This is a genomic window from Bifidobacterium catulorum, assembly GCF_003129925.1.
Lineage (GTDB): Bacteria > Actinomycetota > Actinomycetes > Actinomycetales > Bifidobacteriaceae > Galliscardovia > Galliscardovia catulorum.
This window is the reverse complement of the sequence record NZ_QFFN01000014.1, coordinates 37,851-56,296: the sequence shown is the minus strand read 5'-3', so window position 1 is coordinate 56,296 and position 18,446 is coordinate 37,851. Positions and strand designations below refer to the sequence as shown.

Annotated in this window: 16 protein-coding genes; 2 read left to right on the top strand and 14 right to left on the bottom strand. The window is 64.7% G+C overall.

Annotated features, from left to right (window positions below):
• Window positions 1-284 precede the first annotated feature (284 nt).
• Window positions 285-1,622, bottom strand: coding sequence for a type I glutamate--ammonia ligase (gene glnA / locus DF200_RS06275; RefSeq protein ID WP_109137427.1), 1,338 nt, complete (start codon window positions 1,620-1,622; stop codon window positions 285-287).
• A gap of 184 nt (window positions 1,623-1,806) precedes the next feature.
• Here glnA and DF200_RS06270 point away from each other — a divergent pair, with 184 nt between their 5' ends.
• Window positions 1,807-3,261 (top strand): DUF2252 domain-containing protein, encoded by a 1,455-nt coding sequence (locus DF200_RS06270; protein WP_193903134.1) that lies wholly within the window; start codon window positions 1,807-1,809, stop codon window positions 3,259-3,261.
• Here the strand turns inward: DF200_RS06270 and priA are convergent.
• From priA to dnaE, 10 genes are all read right to left on the bottom strand, one after another.
• On the bottom strand, window positions 3,230-3,967 hold the full coding sequence (gene priA, locus DF200_RS06265) for a bifunctional 1-(5-phosphoribosyl)-5-((5-phosphoribosylamino)methylideneamino)imidazole-4-carboxamide isomerase/phosphoribosylanthranilate isomerase PriA (RefSeq protein WP_241520162.1): 738 nt from the start codon (window positions 3,965-3,967) through the stop codon (window positions 3,230-3,232). The genes DF200_RS06270 and priA overlap by 32 nt on opposite strands.
• A gap of 21 nt (window positions 3,968-3,988) precedes the next feature.
• On the bottom strand, window positions 3,989-4,630 hold the full coding sequence (hisH, locus tag DF200_RS06260) for an imidazole glycerol phosphate synthase subunit HisH (RefSeq protein WP_109137426.1): 642 nt from the start codon (window positions 4,628-4,630) through the stop codon (window positions 3,989-3,991).
• A 66-nt stretch (window positions 4,631-4,696) separates the two neighbouring features.
• Window positions 4,697-5,317 carry a hypothetical protein gene (locus DF200_RS06255; protein ID WP_109137425.1) on the bottom strand — a complete coding sequence of 207 codons (621 nt, stop codon included), beginning with the start codon at window positions 5,315-5,317 and terminating at the stop codon, window positions 4,697-4,699.
• Window positions 5,314-5,916, bottom strand: coding sequence for an imidazoleglycerol-phosphate dehydratase HisB (gene hisB, locus DF200_RS06250; RefSeq protein WP_109137424.1), 603 nt, complete (start codon window positions 5,914-5,916; stop codon window positions 5,314-5,316). The genes DF200_RS06255 and hisB overlap by 4 nt, the downstream gene beginning before the upstream one ends.
• A 15-nt stretch (window positions 5,917-5,931) precedes the next feature.
• Window positions 5,932-7,104 carry a histidinol-phosphate transaminase gene (locus DF200_RS06245; RefSeq protein ID WP_109137423.1) on the bottom strand — a complete coding sequence of 391 codons (1,173 nt, stop codon included), beginning with the start codon at window positions 7,102-7,104 and terminating at the stop codon, window positions 5,932-5,934.
• Window positions 7,101-8,495, bottom strand: coding sequence for a histidinol dehydrogenase (hisD, locus tag DF200_RS06240; RefSeq protein WP_170112489.1), 1,395 nt, complete (start codon window positions 8,493-8,495; stop codon window positions 7,101-7,103). Before hisD ends, DF200_RS06245 begins: the two co-directional genes overlap by 4 nt.
• Window positions 8,496-8,618: 123 nt before the next feature.
• Window positions 8,619-9,923, bottom strand: a complete 1,305-nt coding sequence (locus DF200_RS06235) for an SAM-dependent methyltransferase (RefSeq protein ID WP_109137421.1) — start codon at window positions 9,921-9,923, stop codon at window positions 8,619-8,621.
• 197 nt (window positions 9,924-10,120) lie between these two features.
• Window positions 10,121-10,456 carry a branched-chain amino acid transporter permease gene (locus tag DF200_RS06230; RefSeq protein WP_109137420.1) on the bottom strand — a complete coding sequence of 112 codons (336 nt, stop codon included), beginning with the start codon at window positions 10,454-10,456 and terminating at the stop codon, window positions 10,121-10,123.
• Window positions 10,453-11,283 carry an AzlC family ABC transporter permease gene (locus DF200_RS06225; protein WP_241520161.1) on the bottom strand — a complete coding sequence of 277 codons (831 nt, stop codon included), beginning with the start codon at window positions 11,281-11,283 and terminating at the stop codon, window positions 10,453-10,455. The genes DF200_RS06230 and DF200_RS06225 overlap by 4 nt, the downstream gene beginning before the upstream one ends.
• A gap of 96 nt (window positions 11,284-11,379) precedes the next feature.
• A complete protein-coding gene (gene dnaE / locus DF200_RS06220; RefSeq protein ID WP_170112488.1) occupies window positions 11,380-14,958 on the bottom strand; it encodes a DNA polymerase III subunit alpha in 3,579 nt (1,192 codons plus the stop codon).
• Between the two features lie 147 nt (window positions 14,959-15,105).
• On the opposite strand from dnaE, the gene DF200_RS06215 reads away from it, so the two are divergent.
• The gene (locus DF200_RS06215) at window positions 15,106-15,531 is read left to right on the top strand and encodes a hypothetical protein (RefSeq protein ID WP_109137418.1); all 426 of its coding nucleotides are present in this window, start codon (window positions 15,106-15,108) and stop codon (window positions 15,529-15,531) included.
• A gap of 75 nt (window positions 15,532-15,606) precedes the next feature.
• Here DF200_RS06215 and DF200_RS06210 read toward each other — a convergent pair whose 3' ends face one another.
• From DF200_RS06210 to DF200_RS06200, 3 genes are read right to left on the bottom strand one after another with little or no spacing between them, the layout of a single operon-like run.
• A complete protein-coding gene (locus DF200_RS06210) occupies window positions 15,607-16,539 on the bottom strand; it encodes an RluA family pseudouridine synthase (protein WP_109137417.1) in 933 nt (310 codons plus the stop codon).
• Window positions 16,539-17,078, bottom strand: a complete 540-nt coding sequence (locus DF200_RS06205; RefSeq protein ID WP_109137416.1) for a signal peptidase II — start codon at window positions 17,076-17,078, stop codon at window positions 16,539-16,541. Before DF200_RS06205 ends, DF200_RS06210 begins: the two co-directional genes overlap by 1 nt.
• Before the next feature lie 16 nt (window positions 17,079-17,094).
• Complete coding sequence (locus DF200_RS06200) at window positions 17,095-18,387, bottom strand: DivIVA domain-containing protein (RefSeq protein ID WP_109137415.1); 1,293 nt, start codon at window positions 18,385-18,387, stop codon at window positions 17,095-17,097.
• Window positions 18,388-18,446 lie beyond the last annotated feature (59 nt).

Sequence of the window (18,446 nt, the reverse complement as noted above, 5' to 3'; positions counted from 1 at the left end):
GCGGTATCCGGCGTTGGGAAACGAAGGCGTACGAAGGTACGTCGAGCCTTGCATAGCCCGATGACGCTCCGCAGACCCCGCCCGACAATCGTTCTGCGCGTGCGGTATCCGGCGTTGGGAAACGAAGGCGTACGAAGGTACGTCGAGCCTTGCATAGCCCGATGACGCTCCGCAGACCACGCCCGACAATCGTTCTGCGCGTGCGGTATCCGGCGTTGGGAAACGAAGGCGTACAAAGGTACGTCGAGTTTCCCATAGCCGGATAACGCTCCGCAGAACGATTGTTACAGTTTGGGGAGGTAGTGCTGGAGCTCGTAGGGAGTAATCTGCCCCCGATAGTCCTCCCATTCCTTGCGCTTGTTGCGCAGGAAGTAGCGGAAGACGTGTTCGCCGAGGACGTCGGCGACGAAGTCGGATTTCTCCATGATTTTGAGGGCGGTGTCGAGGGAGTCGGGCAGGGGTTCGATGCCCATGGCCTGACGTTCCTCGTCGGTGAGCTCCCAGACGTCGTCACTGGTGGGTTCGCCGAGGGTCATCTGCTTGTCGATGCCGTCGAGGCCGGCGGCGAGGAGAAGGGAGTAGGCGAGGTAGGGGTTGGTGACGGGGTCGAGGGCGCGGAATTCCATGCGTGCGGAGTTGCCTTTGCCGGGCTTGTACTGGGGCACGCGGAGGAGGGCGGAGCGGTTGTTGTGGCCCCAGCAGATGTAGCTGGGGGCTTCGTTGCCGCCCCAGAGGCGCTTGTAGGAGTTGACGAACTGGTCGCAGACGGCGGTGATTTCGGCGGCGTGGTAGAGGATGCCGGCGGCGAATTGGCGCGCGGTGAGCGACATGTTGAATTCCTGGCCGGCTTCGTAGAAGGCGTTGGCGTCGCCTTCAAAGAGGCTGAGGTGGGTGTGCATGCCGGAGCCGGGGTGGTCGGGGAACGGCTTGGGCATGAAGCTGGCGTGGATGCCGCGTTCGAGGGAGATCTCCTTGACGACGGTGCGGAAGGTCATGATGTTGTCGGCCATGGTGAGGGCGTCCGCGTAGCGGAGGTCGATCTCGTTTTGGCCGGGGCCGCCTTCGTGGTGCGAGTATTCGACGGAGATGCCCATCTGTTCGAGCATGTTGACGGTGGCGCGACGGAAGTCCATGCCGGGGCTGCGGGGCACGTGGTCGAAGTAGCCACCTTCGTCGACGGGCTTGGGGGACTTGGACCAGTCGTCCTGCATTTCGAAGAGGTAGAACTCGATTTCGGGGTGGATGTAGAAGGTGAAGCCTTTTTCCTTGGCTTTGGCGAGGGTGCGTTTGAGCACGTGGCGGGGGTCGCCGAGGCTGGGCTCGCCTTCGGGGGTGAGCACGTCGCAGAACATGCGGGCGGTTCCCTGGGGGCCGCCACGCCATGGGAGTATCTGGAAGGTGGAGGGGTCGGGTTTGACGATCATGTCGTCTTCGGAGACTCGGGTGAGGCCTTCGATGGCCGATCCGTCGAAGCCGAGGCCTTCTTCGAAGGCGGCTTCGAGTTCGGCGGGTGCGATGGCCACGGATTTGAGGGTGCCGAGAACGTCGGTGAACCATAAACGAATAAAGCGCACGTCGCGTTCCTCGACCGTGCGCAAAGCAAACTCCTGCTGTCTGTCCATAGGGGACATGGTTTCATGAGTTTGTTTCATATGTCGTTAACAGAAGGGAGGCGTGTCGTATCGTGGACGCGGCGGCGGGTGCGACGGGTATCGCGGCGGGTATGGTGTTAGGGTCGATTGTCTGTGTTGGTTTGATTCGTGTGAAGGAGTGTTGGCGTTCATGACTGCGATTGGGATTTCCGCAATGACGCGGTTCTCGGCCCCGTTCGGAGGTGCGTCCGATGATGTGGAGGCGCCTCCGGTGGTGTTGGATTGGGTGGAGGCCACGAGTCCCAAGGATCGTGCGCTGATGGGCACGATCGCGCGCCGTCGTGCGCCGTTGGGCGGTCATGCGATGTGGCATCCGACGCCGAACCGCCTGGAGAAGATCGGGCTGTTGGAGGAGCAGTCGGCGATTCGTGTGCAGGAGCTGATTCCGCTGCGGTATGCGAGGATGAGCGTGTCGCCGTTCACGTTCTATCGGGGTACGGCGCTGATCATGGCGTCGGATCTGGCGACGACGGCGGTGAGCGGCATTCCGGTGCAGTGCGTGGGCGATGCGCATATTGCGAATTTCGGCATCTTCATGTCGCCGACGCAGCATCTGGTGTTTGACGTGAATGATTTCGACGAGACGCTGCCCGGCCCGTGGGAGTGGGATGTGAAGCGTCTGGTGACGAGCGTGGAGATCTGCGCGCGCGACCGCGGGTTCGACAAGGAGACGGGCCGGCGTGCGGTGCAGGAGTGCATCCGTTCGTATCATGAGTCGATGGACGAGTTCGCGCAGATGGACAATCTGGACGTATGGTATGCGAATCTCGATGTGGAGAAGACGTTGCAGGGGTATTCGCGCAACGGTATGCCGAGCAAGACGTTGCGCAAGGCCGTGAACAAGGCGCTGTCGAAGGATTCCAACCATGCGGCGCAGAAGTTCGGGGAGATGGTCGACGGCGAGCCGCGGTTCCGGTCTGATCCGCCGGAGCTGGTGCCGATCGGCGAATTGAAGGGCTATGACCATGAGGGCCCGTTGGATGTGACCATCGAGACGCTGTTCAGCCGGTATAGGGACAATCTGTATGCGGACCGACGCCAGGTGCTGGATTCGTATCATCGGTATCATGATGCGGCACGCAAGGTTGTGGGTGTGGGCAGTGTGGGCACGCGCGTGTGGGTGATGCTGCTGTCCGGCCGTGATGTGGACGACGCCCTGGTGCTGCAGATCAAGGAGGCCGAGGAGTCGGTGTTGGAACGGTTCGTGGGCCGCAGTCGGTTCCGTACGCATGGCGAGCGCGTGGTGCAGGGGCAGAAGGTCATCCAGACGACGTCGGATGTGCTGCTTGGCTGGACGAGCATGACGACGCCGGAGGGGCTGCGTAAGGATTACTATGTGCGTCAGCTGTGGAACGGCAAGGGGTCGATCGATCTTGACCATGCCGGCAAGGAGGGCATCATCAATACGGCGCGGATGAGTGCATGGGCGTTGGCGCATGCACATGCGCGCACGGGTGATGCGATCGCGATCAGCGCCTATATGGGCGATGATGATACGTTCGACAATGCGATTGTCGCGTTTGCCAAGCAGTATGCGGATCAGAACGAGCTGGATTACGCGGTGTTCATGGACGCGATCAGGTCCGGCCGTCTTCCCTGCGCGAAGTGATGGACTGATGGCGGAAATACAGGAAGCGGGGCCGGGGGGGGCGGGGGAGGGGGGAGTCCGCGCCGAGCCCAGCAAGCGTTTTGAGGGCGCGCAGGTCGGCGAGGCTGGAGATGCCGCCGGATGCGGTGACCTTGGCGTCGGTGCGTTCGGCGACCTCGCGCAGCAGTTCGATGTTCGGGCCGCTCATCATGCCGTCGCGGGCCACGTCGGTGACGACGTAGCGGGAGCAGCCGACGGAGTCGAGGAATTTCATGGTCTCGAACAGGTCGCCACCTTCCTTGACCCAGCCGCGTGCGGCGAGCGTGTGGCCGCGCACGTCGAGGCCGACGGCCACGCGGTCGCCGTACTTCCTGATGACGGCGGCGGTCCATTCGGGGTTTTCAAGCGCGGCGGTGCCGATGTTGACGCGGGCGGCGCCGGCGTCGAGCGCGGCGTCGAGGCTGGCATCGTCGCGGACGCCGCCGCTCATCTCGATGTTGACCTTGTCGCCGAGTTCACCGACGATGGCCTTGAGCTGGGCGCGGTTGTCGCCTGTGCCGAACGCGGCGTCGAGGTCGACGAGGTGAATCCACTGGGCTCCGGATTCCACCCAGGTGCGGGCGGCCTCAAGGGGGCTGCCGTAGTTGGTTTCGGAGCCGGATTCGCCCTGACGCAGACGGACGGCCTTGCCGTCACGCACATCGACGGCGGGAAGAAGAGTGAGCATGGTTGTTGTTCCTTTCGGAGATTAGAACGTGGAGATCCAGTTGCGCAGCAGCCGGGCACCGGCCTCGGCGGATTTTTCGGGATGGAACTGGGTGGCGCTGAGCGGTCCCTGTTCCACGGCTGCGACGAAGCGGCTGCGGCCGTATTCGCACCAGGTGATGCGTTCGTCATCGTCGGCGAGCACAGCGGCGTTCGCGCCATCATCGCTCGGGTGGCTTACGGCGTAGGAGTGCACGAAGTAGAAACGCTCGTGTTCCAGGCCTGAGAGCAGTCGGGAGCCTTCGGCCGCCTCGACGGTGTTCCATCCCATATGGGGAACCACGTCGGCGTCGAGCGGTTCGACCACTCCCCCGAAATATCCGAGGCCATCGGCCGGGGTGCCGCCTTCGACGCCTTGCGAGAACATCACCTGGAGTCCGACGCATACGCCGAGCACGGGCCTTCCCGCCTTGAGCCGTTCGGCGATGACTCGGTCGCCGCCCACGGTCTGCAGTCCCTTGACGCAGGCGGCGAACGCGCCGACGCCGGGCACGACCAGCCCGTCCGCGTCCATGGACTGACGGTAGTCGCTGGTCAGCGTCACGTCGACGTCAAGGTTGGCCAGCGCGCGCACCATGGAGCGCACGTTGCCGAAACCGTAGTCGAATACCACTACAGATGTCATGGCTTGCCTTTCTGTTCGGACCGTTCGTCGGCCTGTGTCCGCCGGGATTCGCGGTCGCGGTCGTGTTCAGTCGACGCTCGACCCCTTGGTGGAGCCGCCGCGTCCGAATTTCGTGTGCTGGGCTATCACGTTCAGCGCCTCGGCGCGTTCCATGGTCCCGGAGTCCACGATGGTGAGGTCCTGCCGCTGGAGGCCGTCGATGTCGATGGCGCCGATGAGCAGGTCCTCCACGAATTCCGGGGTGGACATGAACAGCACGGGCGGCGCGAACTGCGTGCCGGGCTTGCCGTTCACCCACAGGGTGGCCTCAAGCTTGTCCGCTCGGTTCACGGCCAGGACGACAGACAGGCCCGAGATCACGGTGGTGAGGTCGCGGGCGGCGGCTTCGGGGCCGTCGCCGTCCACGTTGCGCAGCACGGCGACCGCTCCGGTCTTGGCCGCCACGCATTGGGCGGAGATGTCGGAAAGCTGGCAGAACGCGGCGAGCAGGTCGGCGGCGCTCAACTGGGTGATGAGCACCGCGGCCTTGGCCTTGTTGCCGAGCAGTCCCTGGAGTTCGGCGTCGAAGGAGTCCACGCCGTTGAGCTCGTCCTCGAATCCGGCGAGTGCGGCGTTGATCTCGTCCTCGCTGAAGGAGTCGGGGTCCCGGTCGGTGTTGTTCGGGGTGTTGGGGGTCTGGTCGCTCATAGCGATCCCTTCGTGCTGGGGATGAGTCCCTGGATGCGCGGGTCGGGTTCGACGGCGAAGCGCAGCGCACGCGCCACGGCCTTGAATTCGGCTTCGGCGATGTGATGCGGGTCCCGTCCGGCGATGAGCTGCAGGTGCAGGCACAGGCCGGCGTGCAGGGCGATGGATTCCATGACGTGACGGACCATGGAGCCGGTGAAGTGGCCGCCGATCATGGCGTACTGGAATCCTTCGGGCTCGCCCGTGCAGACGGCGTAGGGCCTGCCGGAGATGTCGATGACGGCCTTGGCCAGGGCTTCGTCGAGCGGCACGGTGGCGTCGGCGAAGCGGCGGATGCCGCGTTTGTCGCCGAGGGCCTGCTTCAGCGCCTCGCCGAAGACGATGGCCGTGTCCTCGACGGTGTGGTGCACGTCGATGTCGGTGTCGCCATGCGCCTTGATGTCGAGGTCGATAAGCGAATGCTTGCCGAGCGCCGTCATCATATGGTTGTAGAAGGGCACGGAGGTGTCGATGTTCGTCTTTCCCGTGCCGTCGAGGTTCAGCGACAGTTCGATGCAGGATTCACTGGTCTCACGCTTGATCGTGGCTGTTCTTGCCATGATGGGCAACTCCTTTCAGGCCTTCTGGGCCAAGTCGAGCACTTCGAGGAACGCCCTGCGGAACGCGGCCATCTCCTCGTCGGTGCCCATGCACACGCGCAGCCAGCCCTCGGGGCCGACGTCGCGGATGAGCACGCCGCGTTTGAGCAGCTCGTTGAAGATGAGGTCGCGGTCGTCGAACGTGCCGAAGTACACGAAGTTCGATTCCGAGTGTGCCACGGTGATGTTGCGGCCTTTGTACGTGAGCGAGGAGAGCCATTCGGCGGTCGCCTCGCGGGTCTCGCGCAGATGCGCGACGGTGCCGAGCTGTTCGTCGGTGTGTTCGAGTGCGGCGAGGGCGGCGGCCTGGGTGACGGCGCTCAGATGGTACGGCATGCGCACGATGCGCATGGAGTCGATGATGCCCTTGTCGGCGGCGATGTAGCCGACGCGGGCGCCGGCGTAGGCGAACGCCTTGCTCATGGTGCGGCTGACGGCCAGGTTCGGGTGGTCGTCGATCAGGCTGACGGCGGAGGGCACGCCGGGCGTGCGGAACTCCACATAGGCCTCGTCCACCACGAGGATCGGATGCACACCCTCGGCCGCTCCGTCGACGCCGGCCTGTTCGCATGCGGCGAGCAGGGCCTTGGTCTGGTCCGTCGGCAGCGGGGTGCCGGTGGGGTTGTTGGGACTGGTGACGAGCACGATGGAGGGCCGTATGGTCCTGATCGCCTCGACGGCGACGTCCGTGTCGATGGTGAAGTCGTCGTTGCGCGGCACGGTTACCCATTCGGTGAACGTGTCGCGCGCATACTCCGGGTACATGGAGTAGGTGGGAGCGAAGCTCAGCGCCTTGCGGCCGGGGCCGCCGAACGCCTGGAAGAGCTGCAGCATGATCTCGTTGGAGCCATTGGCGGCCCACAGCTGTTCCACGGCCGGGCGGAAGCCGGATTCCTTGGCGAGATAGTCGCCGAACGCCTTGCGCAGGGCGATGTGCTCGCGGTCAGGGTAGCGGTTGAGCGTGGGGGCGATCTCGCGCACGCGCTCGGCGATGGTGTCCACCACGTCCGGCGCCGGCGGATACGGGTTCTCGTTGACGTTCAGGCAGACGGGCACGTCGAGCTGGGGGGCGCCGTACGGCTCCTCTCCCCTGAGGTCGTTGCGCAGCGGCAGGCTCGCGGGGATGGCGTTGCTGGTCGTGGTGCTCATCGCAGGCCGGCTTCCTTCTCCTGCTCGCGCAGGGTGGCCTTGTCGTACGGGTCCTTCACGAAGCGGGACAGCACGCATTCGCCGTGGGCGGGCAGGTCCTCGGAGACGGCGAAGGCGTTGATGCGCGCGGCCAGGGCCTTGAGTCCCTCCTCGTCGTATTCGATGACCTCGACGGGCTTCATGAACGTGTGCACGCCGAGGCCGGCGGCGAAGCGGGCGGTGCCGCCGGTGGGCAGCACGTGGTTGGAGCCGGACATGTAGTCGCCGAGCGGCACAGGCGAATACGGTCCACGGAAGATGGCGCCGGCGTTCTTGATGCGCTTGACGACCGCATCGGCGTCCTTGGTCTGGATCTCAAGGTGTTCGGCGGCGTAGGCGTTGGCGGCGTCGATGGACTGGTCGAGTCCGTCGGTGAGCACGATGGCGGACTGGGTGCCGGACAGGGACGTGTGGACGCGTTCGGCGTGCTCGGTGCGCGGCACACGGTAGTCGAGGTTCTCCTGCACCTTGTCGGCGAGCTCCGGCGAATCGGTGAACAGCACGGAGCCGGCGAGCTCGTCGTGCTCGGCCTGGCCGATGAGGTCGGCGGCGAGAAGGCTCGGATCGGCGTCCTTGTCGGCGATGATGCCGATCTCGGTGGGGCCGGCGACGGCGTCGATGCCCACGAACGCGGAGACGAGGGACTTGGCGGTGGCCACGAAGATGTTGCCCGGTCCGGTGATCTTGTCGACCGGATCGCACAGCACCTCGCCGTCCTGCGGTTCGGAGCCCTTGGCACCGTATGCGAACATGGCGATGGCCTGTGCGCCGCCGACGGCGTACACCTCGTCCACGCCGAGGATGGCGCAGGTGGCGAGGATGGTCCTGTTCGGCAGACCGGAGCCGTCATGCGCCGGCGGGGTGGCGATGGCGAGCGATTCGACGCCCGCGGCCTGGGCCGGTACGGCGTTCATGATCACCGAGCTCGGGTACACGGCCTTGCCGCCGGGCACATAGAGGCCCACGCGCTGGATGGGGATCCAGCGTTCGGCCACGCGGGCCCCGGGGGCGAGGTCGGTGTGGAAGTCCTTCGGCACCTGGTTGGCGGCGACGGCGCGGGCACGGCGCACGGACTCCTCGATGGCGGCGCGGACCTCGGGGTCGAGCGTCTTCAGGGCGTCCCTGATGGCCTCCTTGGGCACACGCAGGTTCTCGGGACGCACATGGTCGAACTTCTCCTCGAAGTCGCGCAGGGCGGCGGCCCCGCGTTCCCGCACATCGTCGAGGATGGGGCGCACGAGGTCGGTGGCCTCGGAGGTCCCCATTGCGGCGCGCGGCATCGCGGCCAGCAGTTCGGCTCGGCTGAGGCTCCTGCCTCGAAGGTCAATGATTCGCATAATGTTCTCTGCCATGCTAACGATGGTAAGAACCGCCAATGACGAAAACGACCGTATTATGCACCGTGTCTCATACTTCGGAGACGAAAACGCCGTCCGGCCCATGAAAGGCACGGACGGTGTCGAGTTCGGCGAGAATCAGCCCCTCCACCATGGACGCAGCGGATACCAGTCGCCCATGGGATGGCCCTCGCGGTCGGGCTTGACGGCGAGGAACTGGTGCACCTGGATGCCGTCGAGCTCGAAGTTCAGCGCGCATGCGGCCAGATACAGGCCGTACACCTTGGCGCGTTCGAAGCCCACCTCGGCCACCTCCGCGTCCCAGTTGGCCTTGAGGTTGCGGTTCCAGTTGTGCAGGGTGAGGGCGTAGTGCTGGCGAAGGTTCTCCTGATGCACCACGTTGAACCCGGCGTCGTGGATGCGGGATTCGATGAAGCCCGGCGAGGCGAGGTCCCCGTCGGGGAAGATGTACCTGTCAAGGAACTCGTCGGTGCCGGGGCGGCCGTCGGGCTTGTTGTGGCTGATGGTGATCTGGTGGTTGAGCAGACGGCCCATGGGCTTGACGAGCTTGTACATCTCGTCGAAGTAGTGCTGGTAGTTCTTGGCGCCCACATGCTCCATCATGCCGATGGAGCATACGCCGTCGAAGTCGCGCTCGGGCACTTCGCGGTAGTCCATCACGCGCAGTTCGGCGAGGTCCTCAAGGCCTTCGCGGCGAATCCACTCCCTGCCGTATTCGATCTGCTCGCGGGAGAGGGAGACTCCCAGCGCCTTGATCCCGCGGCGGGCGGCCGCGATGACCATGGAGCCCCAGCCGCAGCCGATGTCGAGCAGCCGCTGCCCGGGCTTGAGGTCGAGCTTGTCGAGCACGAGGTCGAGCTTGCGCTGCTGCGCCTCGTCAAGCCCGGTCTCCGGGGTGTCGAACACGGCGCACGTATAGGTCATGGACGGCCCGAGGAACCGCGAATAGAATTCGTTGGACAGGTCGTAGTGGAAGCTCACGGTCTCGGAATCAGCCTTCTCGGTGTGTGGGATCAGGCCATGGCGGATGCGGTCGAACTTCGACGGCCCCTCGGACTCGGGGACCTCCACCTTGTGGATGCCGTGGCTGAGCACCGCGGCGGCGAGTCGGGCGAGTTCCGCCGGCGAGGGCTTGCGCACGTACGGGGACAGCGCCACAAGACGACGCAGCTGCGGATACGGGTCCGCGTAGTCGATGCCCTCGATGTCGAAGTATCCGAGGATGTACGACCGGGCCACGCCGATCTCGTTCGGGTTGCGCACCAGCTGGTACATCATCTTCGGACTGGTGATCGTGATTCTCAGGTCGGCGTCCGCCGGGCCGAACGACGACCCGTCGAACGCGTCGATCCTCACCGGCGCATCCTCCCCGAGGAAGATGCCGATCATCTCGCCGACCTTCATGTTCTTTCCGCTGCTCATAACCTCGCCCCTTTTCCTAACGACGATTCATGGAATGGAAAATCCATTGAGTAGTGTAGTCGTCCTTGGGGCGGACATCGTCCGACTGCGACGTTTTGCGGAACGTCGTCGTGATTTTTCGGCGGACGGCGAACGATACCCGACACATGCCCCCGGACCGTCGCAGCGTCCCCGACCGGCGCGGCGTCGATGGGCCGCTACGCGAACACCGTCTGGACGAGCGCCATGTAGAGGATGGTCCCTCCCGCGATGGACAGCAGCATGTTCCTCTTCCACGCATGCAGTGCGACGATCGCAGCCATGGCGATGAGCTCGGGGATTCCGTGGCTCCCCGTCATCGGCGACGTGTCCTTCAACGAATACACGACCAGCAGACCGGTCATGGCGAACGGCAGCACACGGCCCAGATAGTCGATGAACCGGGGCGGCCGCTTCGTCTCCGGGAACACGATGAACGGCAGGAACCGGGTGATCATCGTGCCCAGCGCCACCACGGCGATGATGACCACGCTCTGCCATACGGTCATGGTCATGCCGTCACCTCCATATCATGCCTGTCGTGGCGGTCCGCATCCGATGCGACCCCGTCCTTCATGGCCACGCCCCTCACGTCGCCGTCCGTCCCGCCGTCCGACTTGAGGTCGTCCATCCATGGGCGCAGCACCACGAACAGCACGAGCATGGCGACCATGGACGGGATCATGAAGCCGTCCGCTCCGAACGCCGCGAGACACGAGGCCGAGGCGAGCACGCCGATCACCGCGGGCAGATGGGAACGCAGACCCCCGGGCACCCCCATCCACTGGTCGAGGAAGATGACGAGGAACAACGCGGTGAGCACGAATTCGATGCCTTTGGTGCTTACCGGAAGCAGCCCTCCGACGAGCCATCCGAGCGCCGTGCCGAAGATCCAATACCAGCGGTTGAGCAGATTCACGAAAAGCATGAACCATCCCCGGTCCACGTCGTCGGGGATCCGGGCGCTCGAATTGATGGCGAAGCTCTCGTCGCACATCGCGAAGATCAGGTACGGCTTCTTCCACCCCATGTCCCTGTATCTGCCGAGCATGGACAGGCCGTAGAACAGGTGACGGGCGTTGACCATCAGCGCCAGCATGAACGCGGCGACCGGATTGAACGCGCCGAGCAGCAGGTTCACGGTGACGAACTCCATCGAACCGGCAAAGATGAAATACGCCATGCACACCGGGTAGAGGAACGCGAACCCCTTGGCATGCATGAGCAGACCGTATGAGCAGCCGAGGAACAGGAAGCCCGCCGCGATGGGCAGGGTGAGCGGGAACGCGGCCCTGAACGCCCTGGACCTGACTCCCGGTTCCGACGCCGAACGCACGCGCACCGCCCTCCTCCATGATTCTCCGTGGGCAACCCGATTCATGATGGTCCCCACTGGGGACAACCGCCGGCGGCGGGAGCGGCCCATCGACCTATCGGCCTATGCGGCGGCGAGGCAGGCTGGTCCGAAGACCGTCTTGATCTCACCGAACAGCGACGTATCGCGTTTGACGCGGAAGTTGTCGCCGAAGGTGAGTAGCGTGACGTCGCCCTTGTCGTGCGTCACCGCCAGCCTGACCTCGCTGTAGCCGGGATGCTGCCGGAGGATCGCGGCCAGCCGTTCCATATGCGGCTGGTCGACGGCGCCCTCGGGCAGCATGATGACCAGCGAGCGTTCGTCCTCGGCCTCCAGGACCGCCTCCTCCATGTCGGAGGCGCGGAACGATACGGTCTCGTCGCGCACGTCGGCGACGCCGCGGATGCGCACGATCTTGTCCAATGCCAGGTTCGGCGAGGCGGACTCGTATGCCTTGCCGAAGAACATGCATTGTATGGAGCTTTCCAGATCCTCGATGGTCACGATCGCCCAGGGATTGCCCTTCTTCGAGACGCGGCGGTCCACGTTGGTGATGAGGCCGGCGAGCGCCACCTGTTCGCGGTCGGGCATGGTGGGCGCCCGGTTGATGAGCTGGGCGATGGACATGTCACGCAGTCCGGCGAGCACGGAGCTCATGCCGGAGAGCGGGTGGTCGGAGACGTACAGGCCGAGCATCTCGCGTTCGAAGTTGAGCTTCTCCTTCTTGGGCCATTCCTCGATGTCGGGCACCTGCACGTCGGCGTCGCCGAGCGGGTCGCCGGCGTCGCCGCCGCCCTCGTCGTCGCCGAGTCCGGCGAACAGGTCGAACTGGCCTTCCGCCTCCTTGCGTTTGATCGGCACGATCTGGTCGATGGCGTCCTCGTGGATCTCGTAGAGGGCGCGGCGGTTCGGGTCGATGGAGTCGAAGGCGCCGGCCTTGATGAGCGATTCGACGAGCCTGCGGTTGAGCGCGGTGAGGGGCACGCGTTTGATGTAGTCCATGAAGTTGACGAACTTGCCGTGCGCGCCGTTCCGTTCGGCGATGATGTCGTTCACGGCCTTCTCCCCCACGTTGCGGATGGCGCCGAGGCCGAATCGCACGACGTCGCCGACGGCGGAGTATTCGTACACGGATTCGTTGACGTCCGGGGAGAGCACCTGGATGCCCATGCGCCGAGCCTCGCCGAGGTACAGGGCGGTCTTGTCCTTGTTGGTGGCGGCCCCCTGCAGCAGGGCGGCCATGAACTCGGTGGGGTAATGGGTCTTGAGGTAGGCGGTCCAATAGGAGATGAGCCCGTATGCGGCGGAGTGGGCCTTGTTGAACGCGTAGCCGGAGAACGGCACGAGGATCTCCCACACTGCCTCCGCGGACTCCTCGGAGTAGCCGTGCTCCTTCATGCCGGCGAAGAACGGGATCTTCTCCTTGGCCAGCACCTCGGGCTTCTTCTTGCCCATGGCCCTTCGCAGCACGTCTGCCTTGCCCAGGGAGTATCCGGCGAGGATTCGCGCGGCGGACTGCACCTGCTCCTGGTAGATGATGAGGCCGTAGGTCTCGTCGAGCACCTGTTTGAGCGGCTTCTCCAGTTCGGGATGGATGGGCACGATCTTCTGCAGGCCGTTCTTGCGTTTGGCGTAGTTGGTGTGCGAGTCCATGCTCATGGGGCCCGGACGGTACAGGGCGATGAGTGCGGAGATGTCGTTGAAGTTGTCGGGCTTGAGGGTCTTCAGCAGCGAGCGCATGCCGTCGGAATCGAGCTGGAAGACGCCGAGCGTGTCGCCGCGCGACAGCAGGTCGTACGTGGGCTTGTCGTCCAGGGGGATCTTCGTGTAGTCGATGACGCCCTTGCCGTTGTGTTCGATGTTCTTGAGCGTGTCTCGGATGACCGTGAGGTTGGACAGGCCGAGGAAGTCCATCTTCACGAGTCCCAGCGTCTCGCATGTATGGTATTCGAACGTGGTGGTCACGGTGCCGTCGGTGCGTTCCAGCAGCGGCGACGTGTCGGTGATCGGCTCGCTGCCCATGATCGTGGCGCATGCGTGCACGCCGGTCTGGCGAATCAGCCCCTCGATGCCCATGGCCTCCTCGGTGATGCGTTTGACGTCGGGGTCGCTGTCGTACAGCTCCCGGTATTCGCGCGCCTCGGCGTAGCGTTTGGCCTTCGGGTCGAAGATGTCGTGCAGCTTGATGTCCTTGCCGCCGGTCTCCGCGGGGGGCAGCGCCTTGGTGACGCGCTCGCCCATGGAGAACTCGTATCCCATGATGCGCGCGGAGTCCTTGAGGGCCTGCTTGGTTTTGATGGTGCCGTAGATCACGCATTGGGCGACCTTGTCGTGACCGTATTTGTCGGCCACGTATTCAAGCACCTTCATTCGTCCCTCGGGGTCGAAGTCCACGTCGATATCGGGCAGCGACACGCGTTCGGGGTTGAGGAACCTTTCGAAGATCAGGCCGTGTTCGAGGGGGTCGAGTTCGGTGATGCCCATGGCGTAGGCGACCATGGCGCCTGCGGCCGAGCCTCGTCCGGGGCCGACCATCACGCCGTGCTCCTTGGCCCAGTTGATGTAGTCGGCGACGACGAGGAAGTATCCGGGGAACTGCATCTGGCAGATGACGCCGCACTCGTAGTCGGCCTGTCTGGACACGTGTTCGGGCACGTCGCCCTCGTAGCGCTTCTCCAGTCCCTCCTCCACCTTCTTGAGGAACAGCGAGGTCTCGTCCCATCCTTCGGGGCAGTCGAAGCGGGGCATGAACGCGCCGTCCTCGTGGTCGTCGAACATGACGTTGCATCGTTCGGCGATCTCCAGGGTGTTGTCGCAGGCCTCGGGGAACTCCTTGAACAGGTCGCGCATCTCCTCGGCGGATTTGATGTAGTAGCCGGTGCCGTCGAACTTGAAGCGGTCGGGGTCGTCGAGCCGCGATCCGGAGTTGATGCACAGCATGGCGTCCTGGGCGCCGGCGTCCTCGGCCTTGACGTAGTGGGAGTCGTTGGTCGCGAGGAGCGGGGCGCCGAGTTTGTCGGCGATGGCGAGCAGGCCCTTGGTCACCTCGCGTTCGATGCGAAGACCGTGGTCCATGAGTTCGATGTAGAAACCGTCCCTGCCGAAGATGTCCTGCATCTCCCCCGCCACGCGCAGCGCATCGTCGAACTGGCCGAGGCGAAGACGCGTCTGGATGATGCCCGAGGGGCATCCCGAGGAGGCGATGACGCCTTTGGAATAGGTGGAGAGCACCTCCTTGTCCATTCGCGGGTAGCGCATCACGCGGCCTTCGAGGTTGGCCACGGAGCTGGCCTTGGTGAGGTTGACGAGGCCTTCGTCGTTCTCGGCCCACATCGTCAGGTGGGTGATGAGGCCGCCGCCGGAGACGTCGTCGCCGGCCTTGCGCTGCTCCTCGGTGCCCCAGTGCACGCGGGACTTGTCCTGCCGGGCGGTCTCCGGCGTCACGTAGGCCTCGATGCCGATGATCGGTTTGATGCCGGCCTGCACCGCGGTGCTCCACATCTCGTAGGCGCCATGCATGTTGCCATGGTCGGTGATGGCGACGGCCGGCATGCCGAGCTCCTTGACCCGTTCGACGAGGTTCGGGATCTTCGACGCGCCGTCGAGCAGGGAGTAATGCGTGTGGTTGTGCAGGTGCACGAAGTTCTTTGCCGGTTCAGCCATAGGTCCCACCATACCGTACCCGTGCAACCCGGTTTCCGTGTCATCGGCCGGCGACGCGGGAACGGCGTGGTTCCGGGCGTGTTCCACATCCGTCAACATTCCTTCCACGGCTTGCGTTCGCCCGACGCCACCGGGGATGATTGACGTATGAGACCACAGAACCCCACCCCCGAGCCTCCTGCAGCCCTCCGCGCCGGTTCCATGGTGCGGGACGATCCACCGCGCGCGGCCCCGTCCCGCCCGTTTTCCACGGCCGCAATCGTGTCCTTGGCGTTCGCCGTGGTCTGCTGCCTGCTGCTGTGCGCGGCAGCGGTCGCGTATTGGTATCTGGGACGCGGCGAATACCGGGCGGAGGACGCCCTGGTCCTGCTCGCCGCGGTCGGGATGGGAATGCTCGCCCTGCCGTGTGCGGCGGTCGCTTTCGTCGCCGGGGCAGTTGGGATGGTGCAGTGCCTGCGTCCCGATGCCCGGACCGGAAGGACATGCCGCGGGATGTGGATGGCGGTCGTGTCCATGCTGGTGGCTCTGCCGCCGCTCGCATATGCGATTTGGGCACAGCTGAACGCGATGTGACGCCGGCCGCGTCCCGTGCCGGAACAGGCGTGGGACCGGCGGGACCGGAGCCCACGACGACCGGAGCCCACGACGCTATGCCTCGCTTCGTGCCTCCCTGCGCTCACGGAGGACGTCAAGCGCATGCTGGAGGTCGGCGGGATAGCGGGATTCCACATGCGTCCAGACGCGGGTGCGCGGATGCCGGAAATCCAGTGCCATGGCGTGCAGCCATTGGCGTTCCAGACCGAGCCGCTCCGCCAGCCGGGGGTTTGCCCCGTACATGTGGTCTCCGACCAGCGGGTGGCCGATGGACGAGAAGTGCACGCGGATCTGGTGCGTGCGTCCGGTCTCCAGGTTGATTTTGGCCAGCGTTGCTTCGCCGAACCGTTCGAGCACGTCCCAGTGGGTGACGGCGGGCTTGCCCGCGGGGGTGACGGTGAACCGGAAGTCGGAGACCTTGGCCCGTCCTATGGGCGCCTCGATCGTGGCCTTGTCCTGGGCCAAATCGCCCTGGGCGATGGCGTGGTAGGTCTTGACCACCTCATGTTCGGAGAACTGCCTCCGCATCTCCTTGTACGCCAGCTCGGACTTGCACACCAGCATGAGCCCGCTGGTGCCCACGTCGAGACGGCTGACGATGCCCTGCCGTCCGGGTGCCCCATAGTCGGTGATGTGCACGCCGCGCTGCAGCAGACTGCCGAGCACGGTGGGGCCGCTCCATCCGACCGAGGCGTGCGCGGCCACGCCGACGGGCTTGTCCACGACGACGATGTCGTCGTCCTCGTAGACAATGGCCATGTCCATGCTCACCGGTTCGGGTTCGGGTTCGCGGTCGACGATGTCGAATTCCACCATGTCCCCGGCAAGCAGTGTGGTGGACCGGTCGCTGGACCGATGCAGCAGCCGCACCTGACCGGAGGATATCAGTTCGCTCGATTTCGAGCGCGACTCGCCGGTCATCTTGGCCACGGCCACATCGAACCGCTTGCCCACCAGGGCATCGGGGGCGGGAACGATAGTCGACATCAGCGCACCTCCGTCGTGGATGGCGCCGCATCGTCCTCCCGTCGCGGCGTCCGCAGCGGCACGGACATGAACACAAGCACGACCAGACCGATGCCCGCGGCCATCAGCCAGATGTCGGCGACGTTGCCGACGGACCACCCATAGTCGAGGAAATCCACGACGCTGCCGTCGAGCACGCCCTTCGCATAGATGATGCGGTCGATGAGGTTTCCCATCGCGCCGGCCAGCGCGAGCCCGAGACACACCGACCATCGCATCGATGTGGCATACAGGCCCGCCACGAGGATGGCCGCGGACATGACGATGGCCAGCAGCGCGATGGCCCAGGTCATGGACGAGCCCATGCCGAGCGATGCGCCGGGATTATGCAGCAGCCTCAGGGACAGCAGTCCCGGAATCACCGGCACGGAATGCTGCGTATCCAATGACTCCAATGCCATCATCTTGGTGATGCGGTCGAGCACCAATGCGAAGACGGTCACACATGCGAAGACGGCCACGCACGCACGCGGCCGTCCTGTCGGGTTGTTGCTACTCATACCGTGATGCGAAGAACTACTTGTTCAGCGGGTTGTCCTGCATGGTCGCGTAGTTGTTCGTATCCGAGATCTGCGTGGTGAGCTGGCCGAGGAACTCGGTCAGACGGCTGCGGTACTCGGCTTCGAACTGCTTGAGGCCTTCGATGTTGCCTTCGATGACCTTGGAGTCGTTGTACAGCTTCTCCTTGACCTGCTGCGCGTAGTCGTCGGCGGCATCGCGAGTGCGGCGGTCGTACTGGTCGGCCACGTTGCGGGTCTTCTTCGCGGACTCCTCGGCGGTCTGGCGGGTCTGGACGCTGTAGGCGTCGGCCTCGCTGCGCACCTGCTTGCTGTAGGCCTCGGAGTCCTCGTGGTTCTTCTTGGAGTATTGGTCGGCCTGGTTGCGGGTCTTCACCGAATATTCGTCGGCCTCGTTACGGGTCTTCTTGCTGTAGGCGTCGGCCTCGGAATGGACGCGCTGTGAGTAGGAGTCGGCGTCCTGGTGGATGCGCTTGCTGTAGGCGTCGGCCTTCTGGATGACGTCCTCGTGCTTGGCCTGACCTTCGGAGATGAGCTGGTCGCGCTGGGCCTTACCCTTGTCCACGTACTGGTCGTGCAACTGCATGGCGAGGGCGAGCATCGCGGTGGCGCGCTCCGGCTCGGTGGTGGCGCCGGCGCCGGCGCCGGCGATCTTGCGCAGGCTACCGGTCTCGGTGGAGGGCTCCACCTTGGAGAGCTGTTCGCGAAGCTGGGATTCGCGGGTCTTGGCGGCTTCGAGTTCGCGAGTGAGCGTGGCGATCTGGTTGTTTGCCTGGGCTGCCTGACCGTTGGAGGAGTTCTGGGACTGCTGCAGCATGGCGATCTGCTGCTTGGCCGCCTGCAGCTGGTTGGCGAGTTCGGAGGAGCGGCGACGCTCGGCCTCGAACTGCGCGGACATGCCGTCGCTCTTGGCGGACTGGGCGGTGAGCTGGTCGATCTGGGCGTTGAGCTGGTCGACCTGGGACTTGAGCTGGCCGTTCTGGCTGATGAGCGCCTGCACCTGTTCGGCATCCGCGGAGGAGGTCTGCTGCGGTGCCGCCTTGGCCTGTGCGAGCTCGTTCTGCAGCTTGCCGTTCTCGTTGGTCAGCTGCGAGATCTTCTCGTTCAGCGCCGCCACATCCGGACCGAGGGACTGGGTGGAACCCGACTGCGCGGCCTGGCTGCCGAGTGCCTCTACCGTTTCGGTGACCTCGTCAAGGAAGTCATCGACCTCATCGATGTCGTAGCCTTCCTTGAAGCGAACCGTCTGGAAAATGTGGTTACGAATATCATTCGGTGTCAACAGGGCCATTGCAGATCCCAACCTCACTCTCAGCTCGTAGGAGCTCATGAAATTACGTACTCGAAACT